General features: G+C 59.4%; 17 protein-coding genes. All 17 read right to left on the bottom strand.

Annotated elements, in window-relative coordinates; translation table 11 throughout:
* Positions 1-60: 60 nt before the first annotated feature.
* The gene (fliJ, locus tag TK06_RS13030) at positions 61-510 is read right to left on the bottom strand and encodes a flagellar export protein FliJ (protein WP_003199091.1); all 450 of its coding nucleotides are present in this window, start codon (positions 508-510) and stop codon (positions 61-63) included.
* Between the two features lie 6 nt (positions 511-516).
* Positions 517-1,875 (bottom strand): flagellar protein export ATPase FliI, encoded by a 1,359-nt coding sequence (fliI, locus tag TK06_RS13035; protein ID WP_063322402.1) that lies wholly within the window; start codon positions 1,873-1,875, stop codon positions 517-519.
* Positions 1,865-2,710: a flagellar assembly protein FliH gene (fliH, locus tag TK06_RS13040; protein ID WP_063322403.1), complete on the bottom strand. Its 846-nt coding sequence runs from the start codon at positions 2,708-2,710 to the stop codon at positions 1,865-1,867. Before fliH ends, fliI begins: the two co-directional genes overlap by 11 nt.
* 7 nt (positions 2,711-2,717) lie before the next feature.
* Complete coding sequence (fliG, locus tag TK06_RS13045; RefSeq protein ID WP_003199086.1) at positions 2,718-3,737, bottom strand: flagellar motor switch protein FliG; 1,020 nt, start codon at positions 3,735-3,737, stop codon at positions 2,718-2,720.
* The gene (gene fliF, locus TK06_RS13050) at positions 3,730-5,514 is read right to left on the bottom strand and encodes a flagellar basal-body MS-ring/collar protein FliF (RefSeq protein ID WP_063322404.1); all 1,785 of its coding nucleotides are present in this window, start codon (positions 5,512-5,514) and stop codon (positions 3,730-3,732) included. The genes fliG and fliF overlap by 8 nt, the downstream gene beginning before the upstream one ends.
* A gap of 15 nt (positions 5,515-5,529) precedes the next feature.
* Positions 5,530-5,856, bottom strand: coding sequence for a flagellar hook-basal body complex protein FliE (gene fliE, locus TK06_RS13055; RefSeq protein ID WP_003199082.1), 327 nt, complete (start codon positions 5,854-5,856; stop codon positions 5,530-5,532).
* Between the two features lie 200 nt (positions 5,857-6,056).
* The gene (gene fleR / locus TK06_RS13060; RefSeq protein WP_063322405.1) at positions 6,057-7,451 is read right to left on the bottom strand and encodes a sigma-54-dependent response regulator transcription factor FleR; all 1,395 of its coding nucleotides are present in this window, start codon (positions 7,449-7,451) and stop codon (positions 6,057-6,059) included.
* Between the two features lie 5 nt (positions 7,452-7,456).
* A complete protein-coding gene (locus tag TK06_RS13065; RefSeq protein WP_063322406.1) occupies positions 7,457-8,665 on the bottom strand; it encodes a sensor histidine kinase in 1,209 nt (402 codons plus the stop codon).
* Between the two features lie 110 nt (positions 8,666-8,775).
* On the bottom strand, positions 8,776-10,251 hold the full coding sequence (locus TK06_RS13070; RefSeq protein WP_003199076.1) for a sigma-54 dependent transcriptional regulator: 1,476 nt from the start codon (positions 10,249-10,251) through the stop codon (positions 8,776-8,778).
* Positions 10,252-10,420: 169 nt separating this feature from the next.
* Entirely contained in the window at positions 10,421-10,717 is a 297-nt protein-coding gene (locus TK06_RS13075; RefSeq protein WP_063322407.1) for a hypothetical protein, read from the bottom strand.
* A gap of 11 nt (positions 10,718-10,728) precedes the next feature.
* On the bottom strand, positions 10,729-11,124 hold the full coding sequence (fliS, locus tag TK06_RS13080) for a flagellar export chaperone FliS (RefSeq protein ID WP_030141090.1): 396 nt from the start codon (positions 11,122-11,124) through the stop codon (positions 10,729-10,731).
* Positions 11,125-11,255: 131 nt separating this feature from the next.
* Positions 11,256-12,689: a flagellar filament capping protein FliD gene (gene fliD / locus TK06_RS13085; RefSeq protein ID WP_063322408.1), complete on the bottom strand. Its 1,434-nt coding sequence runs from the start codon at positions 12,687-12,689 to the stop codon at positions 11,256-11,258.
* 82 nt (positions 12,690-12,771) lie between these two features.
* Positions 12,772-13,137, bottom strand: coding sequence for a flagellar protein FlaG (locus tag TK06_RS13090; RefSeq protein WP_063322409.1), 366 nt, complete (start codon positions 13,135-13,137; stop codon positions 12,772-12,774).
* A 72-nt stretch (positions 13,138-13,209) separates the two neighbouring features.
* Complete coding sequence (locus TK06_RS13095) at positions 13,210-14,061, bottom strand: flagellin domain-containing protein (protein ID WP_063322410.1); 852 nt, start codon at positions 14,059-14,061, stop codon at positions 13,210-13,212.
* A gap of 249 nt (positions 14,062-14,310) precedes the next feature.
* Complete coding sequence (locus TK06_RS13100; protein ID WP_063322411.1) at positions 14,311-14,580, bottom strand: hypothetical protein; 270 nt, start codon at positions 14,578-14,580, stop codon at positions 14,311-14,313.
* Complete coding sequence (locus TK06_RS13105; RefSeq protein ID WP_063322412.1) at positions 14,577-15,869, bottom strand: motility associated factor glycosyltransferase family protein; 1,293 nt, start codon at positions 15,867-15,869, stop codon at positions 14,577-14,579. Before TK06_RS13105 ends, TK06_RS13100 begins: the two co-directional genes overlap by 4 nt.
* Positions 15,870-15,952: 83 nt before the next feature.
* Positions 15,953-16,879: a ketoacyl-ACP synthase III gene (locus TK06_RS13110; RefSeq protein ID WP_063322413.1), complete on the bottom strand. Its 927-nt coding sequence runs from the start codon at positions 16,877-16,879 to the stop codon at positions 15,953-15,955.
* Positions 16,880-16,911 lie beyond the last annotated feature (32 nt).

Consider the following 16,911-nt stretch of genomic DNA (forward strand, 5'->3'; position numbering starts at 1 on the left):
ATCAGGTAGAGGTCTGAGCAAGGTTTTGCCTCGATCATCCGACAAAATCCTGGTTTCTCATCAATAGGGATTCTGACGCGGCAGGCGCTGGGACAACTCATCCAGCAGTTTCTGTTCGCGCTTGTCTTCCAGTTGCCGCGCCTCATCAATATAGCGCTGCACCAGTTTGCGCAACCCTTCGACCCGGGCAAACGCCTCTTGCCAGCTCTGACGGGCCTTTTCCAGGTTGTTCTGGTGCCAGACCAGGCTTTGACGCTGTTGGTCGATAGCGGTACCCAACTGCGCGAGGAATCCTTGGTAACCCAACAACCACTGCCCGGAAACCCCGTGGGCGCCACGGGCGATCCACTGTTCCTGGTATTCGAGTCGAAAGTTTTCGAGGTCAGCCAGCTTGCTTTCGGCGACTTTGACCTGGCCCTGGAAATAGGCCAGTCGCTGGACGGCGGTCTTCTCGGCCTTTTCGGCCATGTCCACCACTGGCGCCAGGCGTGCCGCACGACTCGTGGCCATGGCCGGTTACGTGCCTGAGACCGGGGCGAAAATAGTCTGCAAGTGCGCTTCGCTGGCGCCCATGCCGATGTTGTCGTTCAGGCTTTGGCGCAGATAAACGGCCATGGACGGGTAAAGACTGATGGCGGTGTCGGTCTCGCGATCACCGCCGGGGACATAGGCGCCGACGCTGATCAGGTCGCGGCTTTGCTGGTAGCGCGACCAGTACTGCTTGAACTGCTGGGCCCGCTTCATGTGTTCGGCACTGATCACCGACGGCATGACCCGACTGATTGACGCCTCGATGTCGATGGCCGGGTAATGCCCTTCTTCGGCCAGGCGCCTGGACAGCACGATGTGCCCGTCGAGTACGCCCCGGGCCGAGTCGGCGATGGGGTCCTGCTGGTCGTCGCCTTCGGACAGCACGGTATAGAACGCGGTGATGGAACCGCCGCCCTTTTCCGCATTGCCTGCGCGTTCCACCAGTTTCGGCAGCTTGGCGAATACCGAAGGCGGATAACCCTTGGTGGCCGGCGGCTCGCCGATGGCCAAGGCGATTTCCCGCTGAGCCTGGGCGAAACGGGTCAGAGAATCCATCAGCAACAGGACGTTCTTGCCTTTGTCGCGGAAGTACTCGGCAATGCGCGTGCAGTACATGGCTGCCCGCAGGCGCATCAATGGCGCATCGTCCGCTGGCGAAGCCACCACCACCGAACGCTTGAGCCCTTCCTCGCCAAGAATGTGCTCGATGAATTCCTTCACCTCACGACCCCGCTCGCCGATCAGTCCCACCACGATGATGTCGGCCTCGGTGAAGCGGGTCATCATGCCCAGCAGCACACTCTTGCCCACCCCGGTACCGGCAAACAGGCCCAGGCGCTGGCCGCGTCCGACCGTCAATAAACCGTTGATGCAGCGGATGCCCACGTCCAGCGGTACGCTGATGGGGTCGCGCTTGAGGGGGTTGATCGTCGGGCCGTCCATCGGCACCCAATCTTCGGCCTTCATGCCGCCCTTGCCATCCAGGGCGCGCCCGGCCCCGTCCAGCACGCGCCCGAGCATGCTCATGCCCATGGGCAGGCGACCGTTATCGGCCAGGGGTACCACGCGCGCACCGGGCGCGATACCGGCGACACTGCCCACCGGCATCAAGAAAACCTTGCTGCCGGAAAACCCCATGACTTCGGCTTCGACCTGCACCGGGTGGTAGCTGTCGTCGTTGATCACCATGCAACGGCTGCCCATGGCGGCACGCAGCCCCTCGGCTTCGAGGGTCAGGCCAACCATGCGCAGCAGGCGACCTTCCAGGATCGGTTGGCCGGCCAGCTCACTGGCCTCGGCGTAGCTGCCCAGGCGCTTGCCGAAGCTGGTTCGCTCAAGGCGCATCGCGGCTGTCCAGTGCAGAAGCGTCCAATTCAGGTACATCCAAGCCAGCATCGACCGGCGCGGCATCAGCGCTGATCAGGGGGTCGTCCGGCAGTTCCAGGCTCAGGTCGGGAGCGGCTGGATGCAGGGCCTGTTCGTGCAACTGGTCGAACAATTTGGCCATGATCTGGCTGATGCGGGTTTCAACGGTTGCGTCGATGCGGCTGTGTTCGGTTTCCACACGGCAACCGCCGGGCAGCAGCGAAGCGTCCTCGACGATACGCCAGGTTTCTTCATGGCGTTCGCGCAGGGCCTTGACCAGCTCGAAGTCCTGGGGATTGATGTACAGCCGCACATTGCCCACGCCCAATGGCAACAACTTGAGCGCTTCGCGCATGACATGTTCGATCTGGGTCGAATCGATGGCCAGTTCACGCTGGATGACTTGCCGGGCAATGTGCTGCACCAGCCCGACCAGGGATTTCTCGATCTGGGTGTCCTGCTCGGCGATGGGGTCGAACAGGTTGAGCATCAGCGATTCCAGCGCACGGAGCTTGGCCGTCAGCGCCACGTCGGCTTCCTGGCGGACCTTGAGCGTGGTGCTGTGGAAGCCTTCCTTTTCACCCACGGCAAAGCCTTCGTTGTAGGCCTCCTGGCGAATGCTCTCGACTTCCTCGAGGGTCAGTGGCTGGACTTCTTCCAGCGGCACTTCCTCCGGTTCCGGCAGCTCTTCCACCGGTTCCGGCTCAGGCTCGGGAACATGGGGGTCGAAGCTGGGCAGCGACCAGACGTCGAAACCACCGACGTCACGGGCGCGGATCAGGTCGCTGGGTGCTTCATCACTCTTGGCAGACATAACGACCTTAGATCATCTCTTCGCCGCCCTTGCCACCGAGAACGATCTCCCCGGCTTCGGCCATGCGGCGGGCGATGGTGAGGATTTCCTTCTGTGCGGTTTCCACGTCGCTGACGCGTACCGGGCCCTTGGCCTCGAGATCGTCGCGCAACAGTTCGGCCGCCCGTTTGGACATGTTCTTGAAGATCTTTTCCTTGACGCCTTCGTCCGACCCCTTGAGGGCCAGTACCAGCACGTCGGACGACACTTCGCGCAACAGCGCCTGGATGCCACGATCGTCGACATCGGACAGGTTGTTGAACACGAACATGAGGTCTTCGATCTGACCGGACAGGTCTTCGTCGAACTCGCGGATCGAATCCATCAACTGACCTTCGATGGAACTGTCGAGGAAGTTCATGATGTCTGCCGCGCGCTTGATGCCGCCCAGGGTGGTGCGCGAGGCATTGGAGTTGCCCGAGAACTGCTTCTCGAGGATCTGGTTCAATTCTTTCAGGGCCGCCGGCTGCACGGTGTTGAGCGAAGACACCCGCAGGATGATGTCCAGGCGGACCTTGTGGTCGAAATTGCCCAGCACTTCACCGGCCTGGTCCGGGTCGAGGTAAGCCACCACGATCGCCTGGATCTGCGGGTGCTCGTAACGGATCACGTCGGCAACCGCCCGCGGTTCCATCCACTTGAGGCTGTCCAGGCCACTGGTGTTGCCGCCCAGCAGGATCCGGTCGATCAGGCCGTTGGCCTTGTCCTCGCCCAGTGCCTGGGTGAGCATCTTGCGCACATAGTCGTCGGAACCGACGCCCAGGCTGGTCTGATCGCCGACGATGTCGACGAACTCACTCATCACCTGCTCGACCTGCTCACGGTGTACGTTGCCCATTTGCGCCATGGCCACGCCCACCCGCTGGACCTCCTTGGGGCCCATGTGGCGCAGCACCTGGGCAGCGTCGGTCGAACCCAGGGACAGCAGCAAGATCGCGGCTTTGTCGACCCGGGACAATTTGGCAACAGCGGCTCGATTATCACTCATCTGCGTTAATCCACTCTTTCACGACCTGGGCCACACGACCCGGGTCTTCTGCCACCAGACTCTTGATAGCGTTCAACTGAGCGTCATAGCCTTCGCTCGGGCTTGGCAGCAGAATGCTCTGCGGACCGCCGAGGCTGACGCGATCGTTGGCCAATTCGCCATCCAGGCCGCCCATGCCTCCCAGCTCGACATCGCCGAAAGCTGCCAACTGCTTGTTCTTGCCGCCACCGGTGATGTTGTTGAGCACCGGACGCAGCACGCCAAACACCAGCACCAGGATAAACAACACACCCAGTACTTGCTTGACCACATCCCAGAACCAGGGTTGCGAATAAAACGGAATATCGGCGACCACTTCACCGCGCTCCAGGGAGAACGGCACGTTGATCACACTGACGCTGTCGCCGCGGCTGGCGTCGAAACCGACGGCGTCCTGCACCAGGCGAGTAAAGCGCGCCAATTCGTCGGCGCTCCATGGCGCACGACTTGTTTCGCCGTTGGCCGCGTTGACCTTGACCTGATCGTCCACCACCACGGCGACCGACAGGCGATTCAAGCGGCCCTGCTGTTGCTTGGTGTGGCTGATGGAACGGTCGAGTTCGAAATTCTTGGTCGACTGCTGACGCTTGTCGGCCGGATACGGCGCCAGCATCGGCTGGCCGGTGGCCGGGTCCATGATCTGCTGGCCATTGGCATCGATCAGCGGCTGCCCAGGCTGGACCATGCCGGCGGCCGCGGTGGCGCCACCGGTGGTCTGCGGCGCGCTGGCCGGCGATGGCGGCTGGTTGCTCAGGGCACCCGGTACGCCTTGCGGGCCATTGCTGGCGGTACGCTGTTCATTCACCGACTGTTCGCTGCGCAACGCCGGTTGGTCCGGGTTGAACTGCTCGGAAGTGGACTCGACGGCACTGAAGTCGACATCGGCCGACACTTCGGCTTTGTAGCGATCGTTACCCAGGATCGGTTGCAGGATGTTGTGCACCCGCTGGGTCAGCATGCCTTCCATGCGGCGGCTGTAATCGAATTGCTTGCCAGCCATGGTCAGTTCGGAGTTTTCCGCCTGATCGGACAACAGGTTGCCTTTCTGGTCGACCACGGTGATCTGCGATTTGCTCAGTTCGGGTACGCTGGTCGCCACCAGATTGACGATGGCCACGACCTGGCCTGGCTCCAGGGAACGGCCCGAATACAGCTCGACCAATACCGAAGCGCTGGGCTTGCGCTCATCGCGCACGAACACCGAGCTTTTCGGGATCGCAAGGTGCACACGGGCACCCTTGACGTTGTTCAGGCTGGAAATGGTCCGCGCCAGCTCACCTTCCAGGCCGCGACGATAACGGGTCGCTTCCATGAATTGGCTGGTGCCCAGGCCCTGGTCCTTGTCCAGGATCTCGAAACCGATGTTGCCATCGGTAGGCGTCACGCCAGCGGCGGCGAGCTTGAGGCGCGCACGGGCAACGTCATCAGCCTTGACCAGCAACGCGCCGGAATTGGGTTCGACGGTGTAAGGAATGTCGGCGGAAGCCAGGGTTTCCATGACTTGCTTGGCGTCCATGCCCGCCAAGCTGCCATACAGCGGCCGGTAGTCCGGCTGCTGGGACCACAGCACCACGGCAAAACCAATCGCCACGCTGGCAGCCAGGCCGACCAACAGGCCCACCTGACGCAGCATGGTCATCTCGGAGAGATTTTCCAGGAAGGACAGACCGAACAGCGGCGGTTTGCCGTCTACCGGAGTGGCCTTGGCCGGAACGTTATCAACGGCTGCTTCTGCCATGACTCAATAATTTCCTTAAACCGGCATCTGCATGATGTCTTGGTAGGCTTGAACCAGTTTGTTACGAACCTGGGTCAACGCCTGAAACGAGACACTGGCTTTCTGCGAGGAGATCATTACGTCCGTCAGGTCGACGCCACTTTTGCCAATCTCGAAAGCACTGGCCAACTGGTTCGATGCCTGCTGGGTATCGTTCACTTTATTGACGGCCTGACCGAGCATGTCGGAAAAGCTGCTGCCACCCACCTGGGGGACCGCGACCGATTTAGGCTGGGCCATGGCGTCCATTTGCATGGCCCGCATGTCCAACATCAACCGATTAAATTCAATACCTTGGCTCATGGTCTACTCTCTCTGGCGGCCCGCATTTTTTTGACACTTACTCAGCGGGTATTCAGGTATTAGCAACAAGGGTGCCAGCTCCATGGCGATGGAAAACAAATGCGCGCACTGCCTCATTGTGGGAGCGAACTTGCCCATCACATCACTGACCCGCCGCTATCGCGAGCAAGCTCGCTCCCACAGCGGGGTCTTATGCTTATTCAACTGGCGAACAGATAAGCCTCGACATCCATGCCGGCGTCGCGCATTTGCGCCAGCTTGTAGCGAAGGGTGCGCGGGCTGATCCCCAGGCGTTCGGCGGCCTCCTTGCGACGACCGCGTTCGGCACGCAGGGTGTCGATGATCATCTGGAACTCGCGACGACGCAGGTCGTCTCCCAAGGCGCCGGCCGACTCGCCTTCCACTTCCACCGAGGGGGCAAAGGCCGCTGCTGGCACCGGCGACAGCGCAGGCAACGGCGCGCAGGCCACCGGCCCCGCCAGGCAGAAATCCTCCGGCTGGATCAGGCCACCCTGCTGCAGGATCAAGGCCCGCTGGATGGCGTTATCGAGCTCTCGGACATTACCCGGCCACGGGTAGGCAACCAGACAAGCCCTGGCTTCGGCTGAAAGCCGGGCCGCCGCGTGCTTCATTTTATTGACGTGCTTGTTCAGCAACCGCTCGGCCAGCGGCAGGATATCGGCGGTGCGCTCGCGCAACGGACGCCAAGCCAGCGGGAATACCGACAGGCGGTAATAGAGGTCCTCACGAAACCGTCCCGCGGCCACTTCGCTGGCCAGATCGCGGTTGGTGGTCGCCACCACGCGGATATCCAGGCTGATGGGCTTGCGCGCGCCGACCCGCTCCACTTCCCGCTCCTGCAATACCCGCAACAGCTTGGCTTGCAGGCCCATCGGCATTTCGGAAATTTCATCGAGCAGGATCGTGCCGCCGTCGGCTTGTTCGAATTTACCGGGCTGGGCCGCGATGGCCCCCGTGAACGAGCCCTTTTCGTGACCGAATAGTGTCGCCTCGAGCATGTTGTCGGGAATCGCCGCGCAATTGATGGCAATGAACGGTTCGCTGGCGCGCCGGGACTGCTGGTGGATATAGCGCGCCAGCACTTCCTTGCCCGTACCGGACTCGCCGGAAATCAACACGGTTGAATCGCTGCGCGCCACCCGCGCGGCCAATTCCAGCAGTTGCGCACTGGCCGGTTCGATGGCCACCGGGCCTTCGCCCTCGACCGCGAGGCTGCCCAAGGCATGGCGTGCGACCAAGTCCAGCAGTGCTTTTGGCTCGAACGGCTTGACCAGGTAATCCGCGGCGCCCTGGCGCATGGCGTCCACCGCGCGCTCGACGGCGCCGTGAGCGGTCATCAGCAAGACGGGCAGTTGCGGCTGACGGGCACGTAACAGGCCGAGCAATTGATGGCCGTCCATGCCCGGCATATTGACGTCACTGACCACCAGGCTGAACGCTTCGCGGCCCACCGCCAGCAGCGCCTCTTCCGCCGAACCGACGGCGGCGTAGTCGTGCCCGGCCAGCACCAGGGTATCGGCCAGCGCCTCGCGCAGGGCCCGGTCATCCTCAACCAGTAACACCTTGATCGCCATTGCTTTCACTCCACCCCTGGCGCATTGGAAAACAGCGGCAAGCACACCGTCGCACAGGTGCCACGGCCCAGCCGCGAGCGCAGTTGCAATTCTCCCTGATGGGCACGTGCCACAGCCTTGACCACGGTCAGGCCCAGGCCGGTGCCAGTGGTCTTGGTGGTAAAGAACGGCTCGCCCAGGCGCGCCAGCACGGCCGGCTCGATACCGCTGCCGTTGTCGCTGACAGACAGGCGCAAGGTGTTGTCCCGTGTGTACAAGTGCACTTTCAGCCGGACGTCGCCACCGCTGGCCTGGATCGCATTTTCGATGAGGTTCAACACCGCGCCCACCAACGTGTCGCGGTTACACAACACTTCGCCGACGTGACTGTCGCACTGCCAGCGGATCGGCAGCTCCTGTACATGGGTCAACGCCGCGGCCTGCAGTGATTGCAGCAAGGCCTTGGGGGTGACACGGTCAGTCAACGGCAGCTCGCCGCGAGCGAATACCAGCATGTCCCGCACCTGGTGCTCCAGTTCGTGCAGGCGCTCTTTCAAGCGTCCAGCGAAGCGTTGCTGGGTTTCCATCGGCAATTGCTGTTCAGTCAGATGACTGGCATAGAGCAGCGCGGCAGAAAGCGGCGTACGAATCTGATGGGCCAGCGACGCTACCATCCGCCCCAGGGAAGACAAGCGCTCGTGGCGAGCCAACTGGTCTTGCAGGTGACGGGTTTCAGTCAAGTCATTGAGTAGCACCAATTGCCCGGGCTCGGCGTCCAGCGAGCGCGTCGAGATGGACAGGCGCCGACCATCCTTGAGGGAGACCTCATGACCGTCGTCGTCCCGGGGCGCAAAGCAACGGGCAATGACGTGCCGCCACAGCTCGCCTTCCAGGGGCAGGCCGAGCAACTCGCAGGCCGCCGGGTTGGCTTCGCGCACACGGCCGTGGGCGTCGATGACGATCACGCCACCGGGCAACAGGTCGAGGAGATTTTGCAGACGATTGGCTAGGCGCTCCTTTTCCGCCAGCTCCTGCATGCGCTGGGCGCTGACCACGGCCAGCTCGCCCTTGAGCTCGGTGACCCGGGCTTCAAGCAGGCTGTAGGAATCCGTCAGTTGGCTGGACATCTGGCTGAACAGCGAAAATGCCTGCTCAAGTCCAAGCCGGCTTGCCTGCTCGGCGGAGGGCATGTGTCCCGGCTCGGGGACAGGAGACATCTGGGCGACTTGGGTCATCGTGCTCTCTCGCTTGGCTGACCGTCAGTTAAACGGAACGTTGCGAGGGCTATAGCAATACCCGTGCCGAAAAAAAACCGCCTGAAAATCAGGCGGTTGGAAAACAGGCGTCAATCATCCGCCTGTTCATCTCCTTCGCGACGGCTCATGCCGTACTTGCGCATCTTCTCCACCAGGGTGGTGCGACGGATGCGCAGGCGTTCTGCGGCGCGGGCCACGATGCCGTTGGCATCGTCCAGCGCCTGCTGGATCAGCCCTTGTTCAAGGCCTCCCAGGTAATCCTTGAGATCCAGGCCTTCGGGCGGCAGCAAGGCATTGGCGGTAAAGTCCGGCGTGTGACCGTTGATGGCCACCCGCTCCTCCAGGTCGCTGCGCAGGCTGTCGACCATTTGCTCGTCTTCGTCGTCGACGTAGCGGAATTTCTTCGGCAGTTCGTTCACGCCGATCACCCCATACGGGTGCATGATCGCCATGCGCTCCACCAGGTTGGCCAGCTCACGGACGTTGCCCGGCCAGCCATGGCGACAGAGGGACATGATCGCCGCCGAGTTGAAGCGGATCGAACCGCGTTTTTCGTGCTCCATGCGCGAGATCAGTTCGTTCATCAGCAACGGGATGTCTTCGACCCGCTCGCGCAGTGGCGCCATTTCGATCGGGAAAACGTTGAGACGGTAATAGAGGTCTTCGCGGAAACTGCCAACCTCGATCATGCTCTCGAGGTTCTTGTGCGTAGCGGCAATGATGCGCACATCGACACTCTGGGTCTTGTTGCTGCCCACACGTTCGAAGGTGCGCTCCTGCAGGACCCGCAACAGCTTGACCTGCATCGGCAACGGCATGTCGCCGATTTCATCGAGAAACAGCGTACCGCCGTTGGCCAGTTCGAAACGCCCGGCGCGGCTGGTGATCGCGCCGGTGAAGGCGCCTTTCTCATGGCCGAACAGTTCGCTTTCCAGCAACTCGGCCGGGATCGCGCCACAGTTGACTGGCACGAACGGCGCTTCGCGGCGCTTGGAGTGGTAATGCAGGTTGCGCGCGACCACTTCCTTGCCGGTGCCCGACTCGCCCAGGATCAGTACGCTGGCGTCGGTATCGGCCACCTGCTGCATCATCTGGCGCACGTGCTGGATCGCCCGGCTGGTGCCGACGAGGCTACGGAAGAGATTGGGTTCGCGATGCCTGCCACGCTCGCGGGCCTGGTCGTACATCTCGCGATAAACCTGCGCGCGATGCAGAGAATCCAGCAGCTTGCTGTAGCTGGGCGGCATTTCGAGCGTGGAAAGTACCCGGCGGCGCTGGTCTTCAGGCAAGTCAAGGGAAGAATTTTCGCCCATTAACAAAACCGGAAGGAACTCATCCCAGGTTGAGAGTGTCTTTAGCAAGCCCAAAAGCGTTGCGGGAGCATTTACGGTCCCGATAAGGACACAGATGACTTCACGACTGGACGACAATGAGCCGACAGCCTGCTGCCAGTCATGGCTTCCGCAGGGTAAATTTTCTTCACCAAGAAAATTTAGGATCACCGCCAAGTCGCGGCGGCGGACGCTATCGTCATCGATCAGGAGAATTTTGGTTTCACGCCACATGCAATAGCAACTTCCCTAGTCAACCCAATGCCCGAAATTAGGGGGCAAGCTAGACGCTTGCAGACTTGTCATGCCTGTAGACGCCTTAAATCTGTAAACAGCTACTAGTTAAGTCAAAAAACCGTGCACAGTCAAATTTATGGCGCAACGGGTTCGGATTAACTGAGCATTAACCGAACAGATGGTAAACCTTTGCGGCGTTCTGTGCTTGATGGATCTGTTGCATCTCGTCGACGATCGCCTGACGCTCTCCCGTCGCAGCCTCCAGCAATTGCCGATAGACCCCTAGCAATTCCTCAAGATTGATCCGCAACGCCGCCTCGTCCACCTGAGGCTCACCCAGGACGTCTTCCATGCAGGAACGGCAAGCCAGGTCCAATTGACCGATGGCTTCCCAGTTTCGCTCCGCCAAGGCATCCACCAAGGCATCACGGGTTTGTTCGATTCGCTGCAGGACAAGACTCATGAGAGCACTCCTTAGAATTGCGGACCAGCTGGCGCGATGCCGTCCCAGCCTTCCTTGACCGTGCGGAGCAGATCGGCGACTTCGTCGAGGATCTTCGGATCGGTCTTGGCATTGGCTTCGGCCAGGCGCTTCATCATGTAGGTGTAGAGAGCATCCAGTTCGGCTACCGACTCAGCCTGGTTCTCCAGGTCCAGGCCTTCACGCAAGCCACCGACGATGCCGATTGCCTTGCTGATCAGTACGCCTTTGTTGGCAATATCCTTGCGCTCCATCGCACCCTTGGCCTGGGCGATACGGTCCAGCCCGCCTTCCATGAGCATCTGCACAAGACGATGGGGACTTGCTTCGGAGGTTTGCGCCTGGGCGCCAATCTTCTGGTATTGGCGAAGGGCTAACATCGGATTCATGTTCTACCTCATCAAAAAACTTCGGTTCGTATAAACAGCGTATCGACGCTGCGTCAAAAAACTTTAGGTCGAAAAGCCAAAAGCCCGGAACGTTGTCAAAACGCTGCCGGGCTTTTTGCATCGGTCGAAAATCAGCTGTTCTTCTGTTGTGCCGTCAATGCTTCGAACATGGAGGTGATGTTGCTGGCGGTGGCTTTCAGCCTGCCGACCAGGGTGTCCATGTCGTTGTACTTTTTTGTCAGCACAGCAGTCAGGGTCTCGATCCGACGGTCCAAAGCCAACTGATCTTCGCCCAATTTCGCCTTGAGGATTTCAAGATTTTTGGAGCGTGCCGTCAGGATGTTATCGACAGGCTTGCCGTTGGAATCTTTTTTTCCCGTCTCGGTGTAGGGCTTGAGCGCATTCTGCATGCGCTCGATCAAACCATTTTCGCCAGTGAACAGCGTCTGGACTTCCCCCCCCAACTGCTTGGTGTTCAAGGCTTCGGTGAATTTCGCGCTGTTGAAATCAAGCGCACCCGTTGTCTGGTTGGTGGTGATACCCAACTGAGACAAAACGGTGAGTTTGTCGCCCGCTCCAGTTTCGGACAAAGGCGCACGAATGGCCGCCAACAGAGAGCGCGGCAACGAGTCGCCCGTCAGCGCTGCTGGGACCGAATTGCCATTAGCGTCCGTCGAAGGCTTGGTCAACGAGGTGACTGCCTTGGCAATGGCATTATAAGCATCAACGAATTTTTGGATCGAAGCTTTCAGGCCGTCGGCGTTGGTGGCGACGGTGACAGTCGTCGGTCCGGAGCCGGCGACGAGCAATGTCATGTTCAAACCAGAAATAACATTATCCAACTTGTTGGTTGGACTGGTCATCGACAGCCCATCGACCGTAAAAACGGCGTCCTTGGCGAGGCCAATTGATCCCGAAGAGGTTGCACTAGGCGTCCCCATCTCCACGGAACCGTTGGCAGCCAAGCTGGCAATACCGCTGAGCGAAATATCACTGCCTGCGCCAGTTTTTGTCGATCCCACCACTAAACGGGAACCAAAATTGTCCGTGACGATGTTGGCAGTCAAACCGCTGGAAGAATACTTGCTATTGATCGCGTCCCGAACCGACTGTAGCGTCGCGTCGGCCGGAATATCAAGCGTGTAATCCTTACCACTTTGACTAATGGTCAGCGTGCCAGCTTCTACGGCACTGGAAGCGCCACCGGCGAATGCGGCGGTGGCAACTTTTGATGACGTCGCCAACTGAGTGACGTTTACCGAGTAAGTGCCGCTTACCGCCGAGTTGCCGGCCGTCACGGTCAGCGCACTTGTGTTGGCGGAGGTGGCAGCCACGCCAGTAAATTGTGGGGACGTCGTGCTGCCCAGGCTTTCCAGTGCGGACTGGAAAGTCGCCAGCAACGACTTCAGGGTGCCAATGCCGGAAATATTGGCCGTATTGGTCTTGGTGGCGCGGTCGATCTGACCTTGCTTGGCCGCTTTGTCAGAATCAACCAGTGCCTTGACGATAGCAGTGGTATCAAGGCCAGAGCCTAAACCCAAGCCAGGTAGAATTGGACTTGCCATGTGGGACTCCCTTCAGTGTGTCGCCGGCCTTTTGACCATTACAACGCCCAAAAGAACATAACAACAGAATTCGTGCCAATTGTCAGGCTTCCGCACTGAACAACAAGCTGTTTGCATCATTCAAACTATTGGCCAGTTTCAGAACTTCTTCGTTTGGGATCTGGCGAATGACTTCACCGGAACCACTGGCGATCACTTTAACGACTACTTTGCCTGAAGGCTCATCAATAGAGAACTCCAGGTTGCGCTTGACCGATTGGACGAACTTCTCGATTTCCTGAACGGCCTTCTTCAGTTTGTCCTGTTCAGCAGCAGCATCCTTAGGGGCTTCTTTGACCGGAGCTACCACAGCAACCTCGGCCCGAGGCTTCTCCACGGGCTTATCGGCCACACTGGGCGCCGGTTTCGCCGCCGGATAAGACAAGTTCAGCTTCACGCTCATATCCATGTCCATCACCTCTTGAACGGAAAAAGCGAGAGAGTACGCAAGCGCACTCCCCCGCTAAAACTCATCCAGCTATTACTGAAGCAGCTTCAGTACAGCGGATGGCAACTGGTTGGCCTGGGCCAGAACCGAAGTGGAAGCTTGTTGCAGAGTCTGCTGCTTGGTCAGCTGGGCAGTTTCGGCAGCGAAGTCGGTGTCTTGTACGCGACCCAGTGCAGCGGCGGCGTTCTCGTTCACGTTCTGCAGGTTGGAGATGGTGCTAGTCAGACGGTTCTGTGCGGCACCGAGGTCGGCACGGCTGGAGTTGATGGTTGCCAGAGCAGCATCGATTGCAACGATTGCAGCAGAGGTGCTGGCTTCTGCAGTGGTGCTGTCGCTACCGGTGATGGCGATGGCAGCGGAGTCAACACTCAGCGTTGCAGCATCGAAGCCACTGTCCAGAGTCAAAGTGATCTGGTTGGTAGCACCGGTGTTGGAACCGACCTGGAAGGTCATAGTGCCAGCGGAACCGTCGATCAGGTTCTTACCGTTCAGGTTGGTCGACTCAGCGATACGGGTCAGTTCGTCCGACATCTGAGCAAATTCTTTGTTCAGTGCTTCACGGTCAGCGGTACCGTTGGAGTCGTTTCGTGCCTGGACAGCCAGTTCACGCATACGCTGCAGGATGTTGGTGGATTCCTGCAGAGCGCCTTCAGCGGTCTGAGCGATGGAGATACCGTCGTTGGCGTTCTTGATCGCAACAGTCTGACCGCGAATTTGCGAAGTCATACGGGTAGCGATTTGCAGGCCGGCGGCGTCGTCTTTGGCGCTGTTGATTTTCAGGCCGGAAGACAGACGGGTCATCGAAGTGGACAGAGCATCGGAAGCCCGGTTCAGGTTCTTCTGAACGTTCAACGATGTGACGTTGGTGTTTACTGTTAAAGCCATGACGAATTCCTCGTTGGTTGGGTACTGCGGCTTCCGGCCCTGGCAACCGCCGGGTGTGGCCTAGAGAACCTTCGTAATAGTTATCGTCGTAATCGGAACTTGCTTTAGCAGAATTTTCAAAAATTTTGCCATCAGGATGCCATCCCTCGTAAATCAAGGACTTGGCTGCGAGTAAAGGGTGGAAAAATGGCGCCAGGGAAACGCCGCTGGCGTCGCTTGAGGCGAATGGCAGCGGCGCAGCGGCAAAAATCAGAACGACTGATCAGCGGTCAGCAATTGACCCCATTCGTACTCCAGATAATCGGCCAAGGAGATCCAGTTCTGCGCTTGCTGATCACCTAGCATCAAGGCAAGTAGCGTGTTCCATGACGAGGGGACATCGCCCGGCATCGATTCAACCAAGGGCTGAGCCGATTCGATCAACACGACCATTGCCAACCCCGCCTCAACGTCCCTCCCGAGACGAAACAGGCGTGCGCATTCGCGGGCGTCATCAACCACTCCTTGAAGCGGGTTCATTGAACATACTCCGGGTGGAAATCAGTGCCCGCAATCATAGCCCCGTCCCGACTGCTGTTATGGAAACGCACCTGGGGGTTACCGGCAATAAAACGCTCCAGCTCGCAGAGGTAACTGCGGAAGTTGAGCTGGGTCTTGACTCGCCGGCCATACCCATCGAGCACCCAATGCCTGGATGCACCCAATTGCGGTCCCAAGTCACCGTCCCCCCAACCTGCATGAGTCTTGTCATGGGGAAAGGCAAAATCAGCACCGAAGAGCGTGACCTGCGCAGCCCCCATTTTCACCGCCAGATCGACAGCCGGATGAATCACGCTGCCGCCTACATGGAGTTCGGCCCGGCGCAACAGTCCCCGCATCTGAAGGTAGATGGGACTCGAAGAGTAACCGGCGTAACGCGGCCCCTGCCAAGCCCCGATCACCAACGGGTCGGCCATCGGCAGATAGACCAGGGCAATGGCGTCCGTACTTTCGGATGGAAGATGACGCGCCGAGATACGCTGGTCGATGCTGACCACGATATCCGGGGTAATGCCACGATCGATCAACGGTCGGTAAGCAGTATCGACACAAATCAGCAACGGTCGCTCGGTTTGTTTGCTCAGACGACGCAGTTTCTCGAAGTGCTGCTCGAGACTGGGGCCGGTAGCAACGACAAACGCCTCACGCCCGTTCAAGGTGCCGAACAGCTCGGCAACGTCACGATCTTCACGCACAAGACTGAAAGTCGACTGCAAGCGCTCGACAATCTCAGGGGACTGCGGATCGAACGCGCGGTTAGTGAAGTCCAGATGAATTTCACTGATCAACCGATCACGAATCTTGGCGCTGTAATCATCGGCCAGCACCAATTCGGCGGGAAGAGCGAAAAATGGCAGTTGGATTTCTGTGAGATCACCGGCATAGAGCAACGCCACTCTCGGATCGGCAAGCCAGGGAGATTGATCCAGCACCTGCAGCACCAGGGCGAATACCGCACCGTTGAGGACATGCACAAATAACCGTTCAAGTCCGGCCCGCTCCAGCAAGCGATTCTGCAGATCGCCGAGCCCGGTACCGTAGACATGCACAATGGAGGCATCCAACGCCACACTGGCGGCTTGCTGGTCCGCCTCGGCGAGACGGTCATGCCGGCTGGTCAGTTGGATACCATTGACGCTCAACGTCGACCCAAGCCCCTCTACCAGATCGACTTGCAATCCACCGACATCCTCCATCGACAAGCGCTCAGCCAAGACTGGCCAACGCTGCTGGATTATTTGGAGATTGCGCTCGAAGAACTCGCTCATGGTGTCTCGCTTTCGCGTCAGGCAAAAAAATAGCGTTCAAGGTTACACCTTGGACGCCATTTTTGTGCCTGGGTTTTATTGGCTCACGCGCGATGGATGATCGCCGAGCCCCATGACAGACCTACGCCGAAGCCACTCAACGCCACCCGTTTCCAGTCGGAATCGAGCACATGCTTCTCCAGCAGCAGTGGAATGCTAGACGACACGGTGTTGCCGGTCTCGACCATGTCCTTGATGAACTTCTCCGGCTCGCCCTCGAAACGTCGCGCCACGGCATCGACAATTGCCGCGCTGCCCTGGTGAATACAGAACGCATCGATATCACTGGCTTGCAGGTTGGAATCGGCGAGCAACTCATGCAGATGCGCCGGGACCTTGAGCAGGGCGAAGTTGAACACCTGGCGGCCGTTCATGAAGAACACACCGTCGCTGACCTTCAGGTGCGGCGCACCGGAACCGTCAGTGCCAAACTTGGCCTTGCCCAGTTGCCACGGCGCATCTTCACCCATCCAGGTGGCGGTGGCGGCGTCGCCAAACAGCATCGTGGTGTTGCGGTCTTCCGGGTCGACGATTTTCGAATACGGATCAGCCGTCACCAACAGGCCATTCTTCAGGCCAGCGGCCTCCATGAAGCCCTTGATGGCGTAGATGCCATAGACATAACCCGAGCAACCCAGGGAGATATCAAACGCTGCCACCGTGGTAGGCAAGCCGAGCTTGTCCTGGACGATGGCGGCCGTGTGCGGCAAGCCTTCTTCATCGCCATTTTGCGTAACGACGATCAGCACGTCGATGGATTCGCGTTTCAGGCCGGGATTGTTGGCAAACAGCGCGTTGACCGCTTCGACACAAAGGTCAGAGGTTTCCTGCCCGTCATCCTTGCGTGGCAAGAAGGCCGAACCGATCTTGCCAAGGATGAATTCTTCATCCTTCTCAAATTTTGCACCTTGTGCGTAATTGTCCACGCCGGCTACAGGAACGTAGCTCGCAATGCTTTTTATGCCAATCATTACGGCTTCCCAATCAAAAACAGCCCAATACC

The organism is Pseudomonas fluorescens (assembly GCF_001623525.1).
GTDB classification, from domain to species: Bacteria; Pseudomonadota; Gammaproteobacteria; order Pseudomonadales; family Pseudomonadaceae; genus Aquipseudomonas; species Aquipseudomonas fluorescens_Q.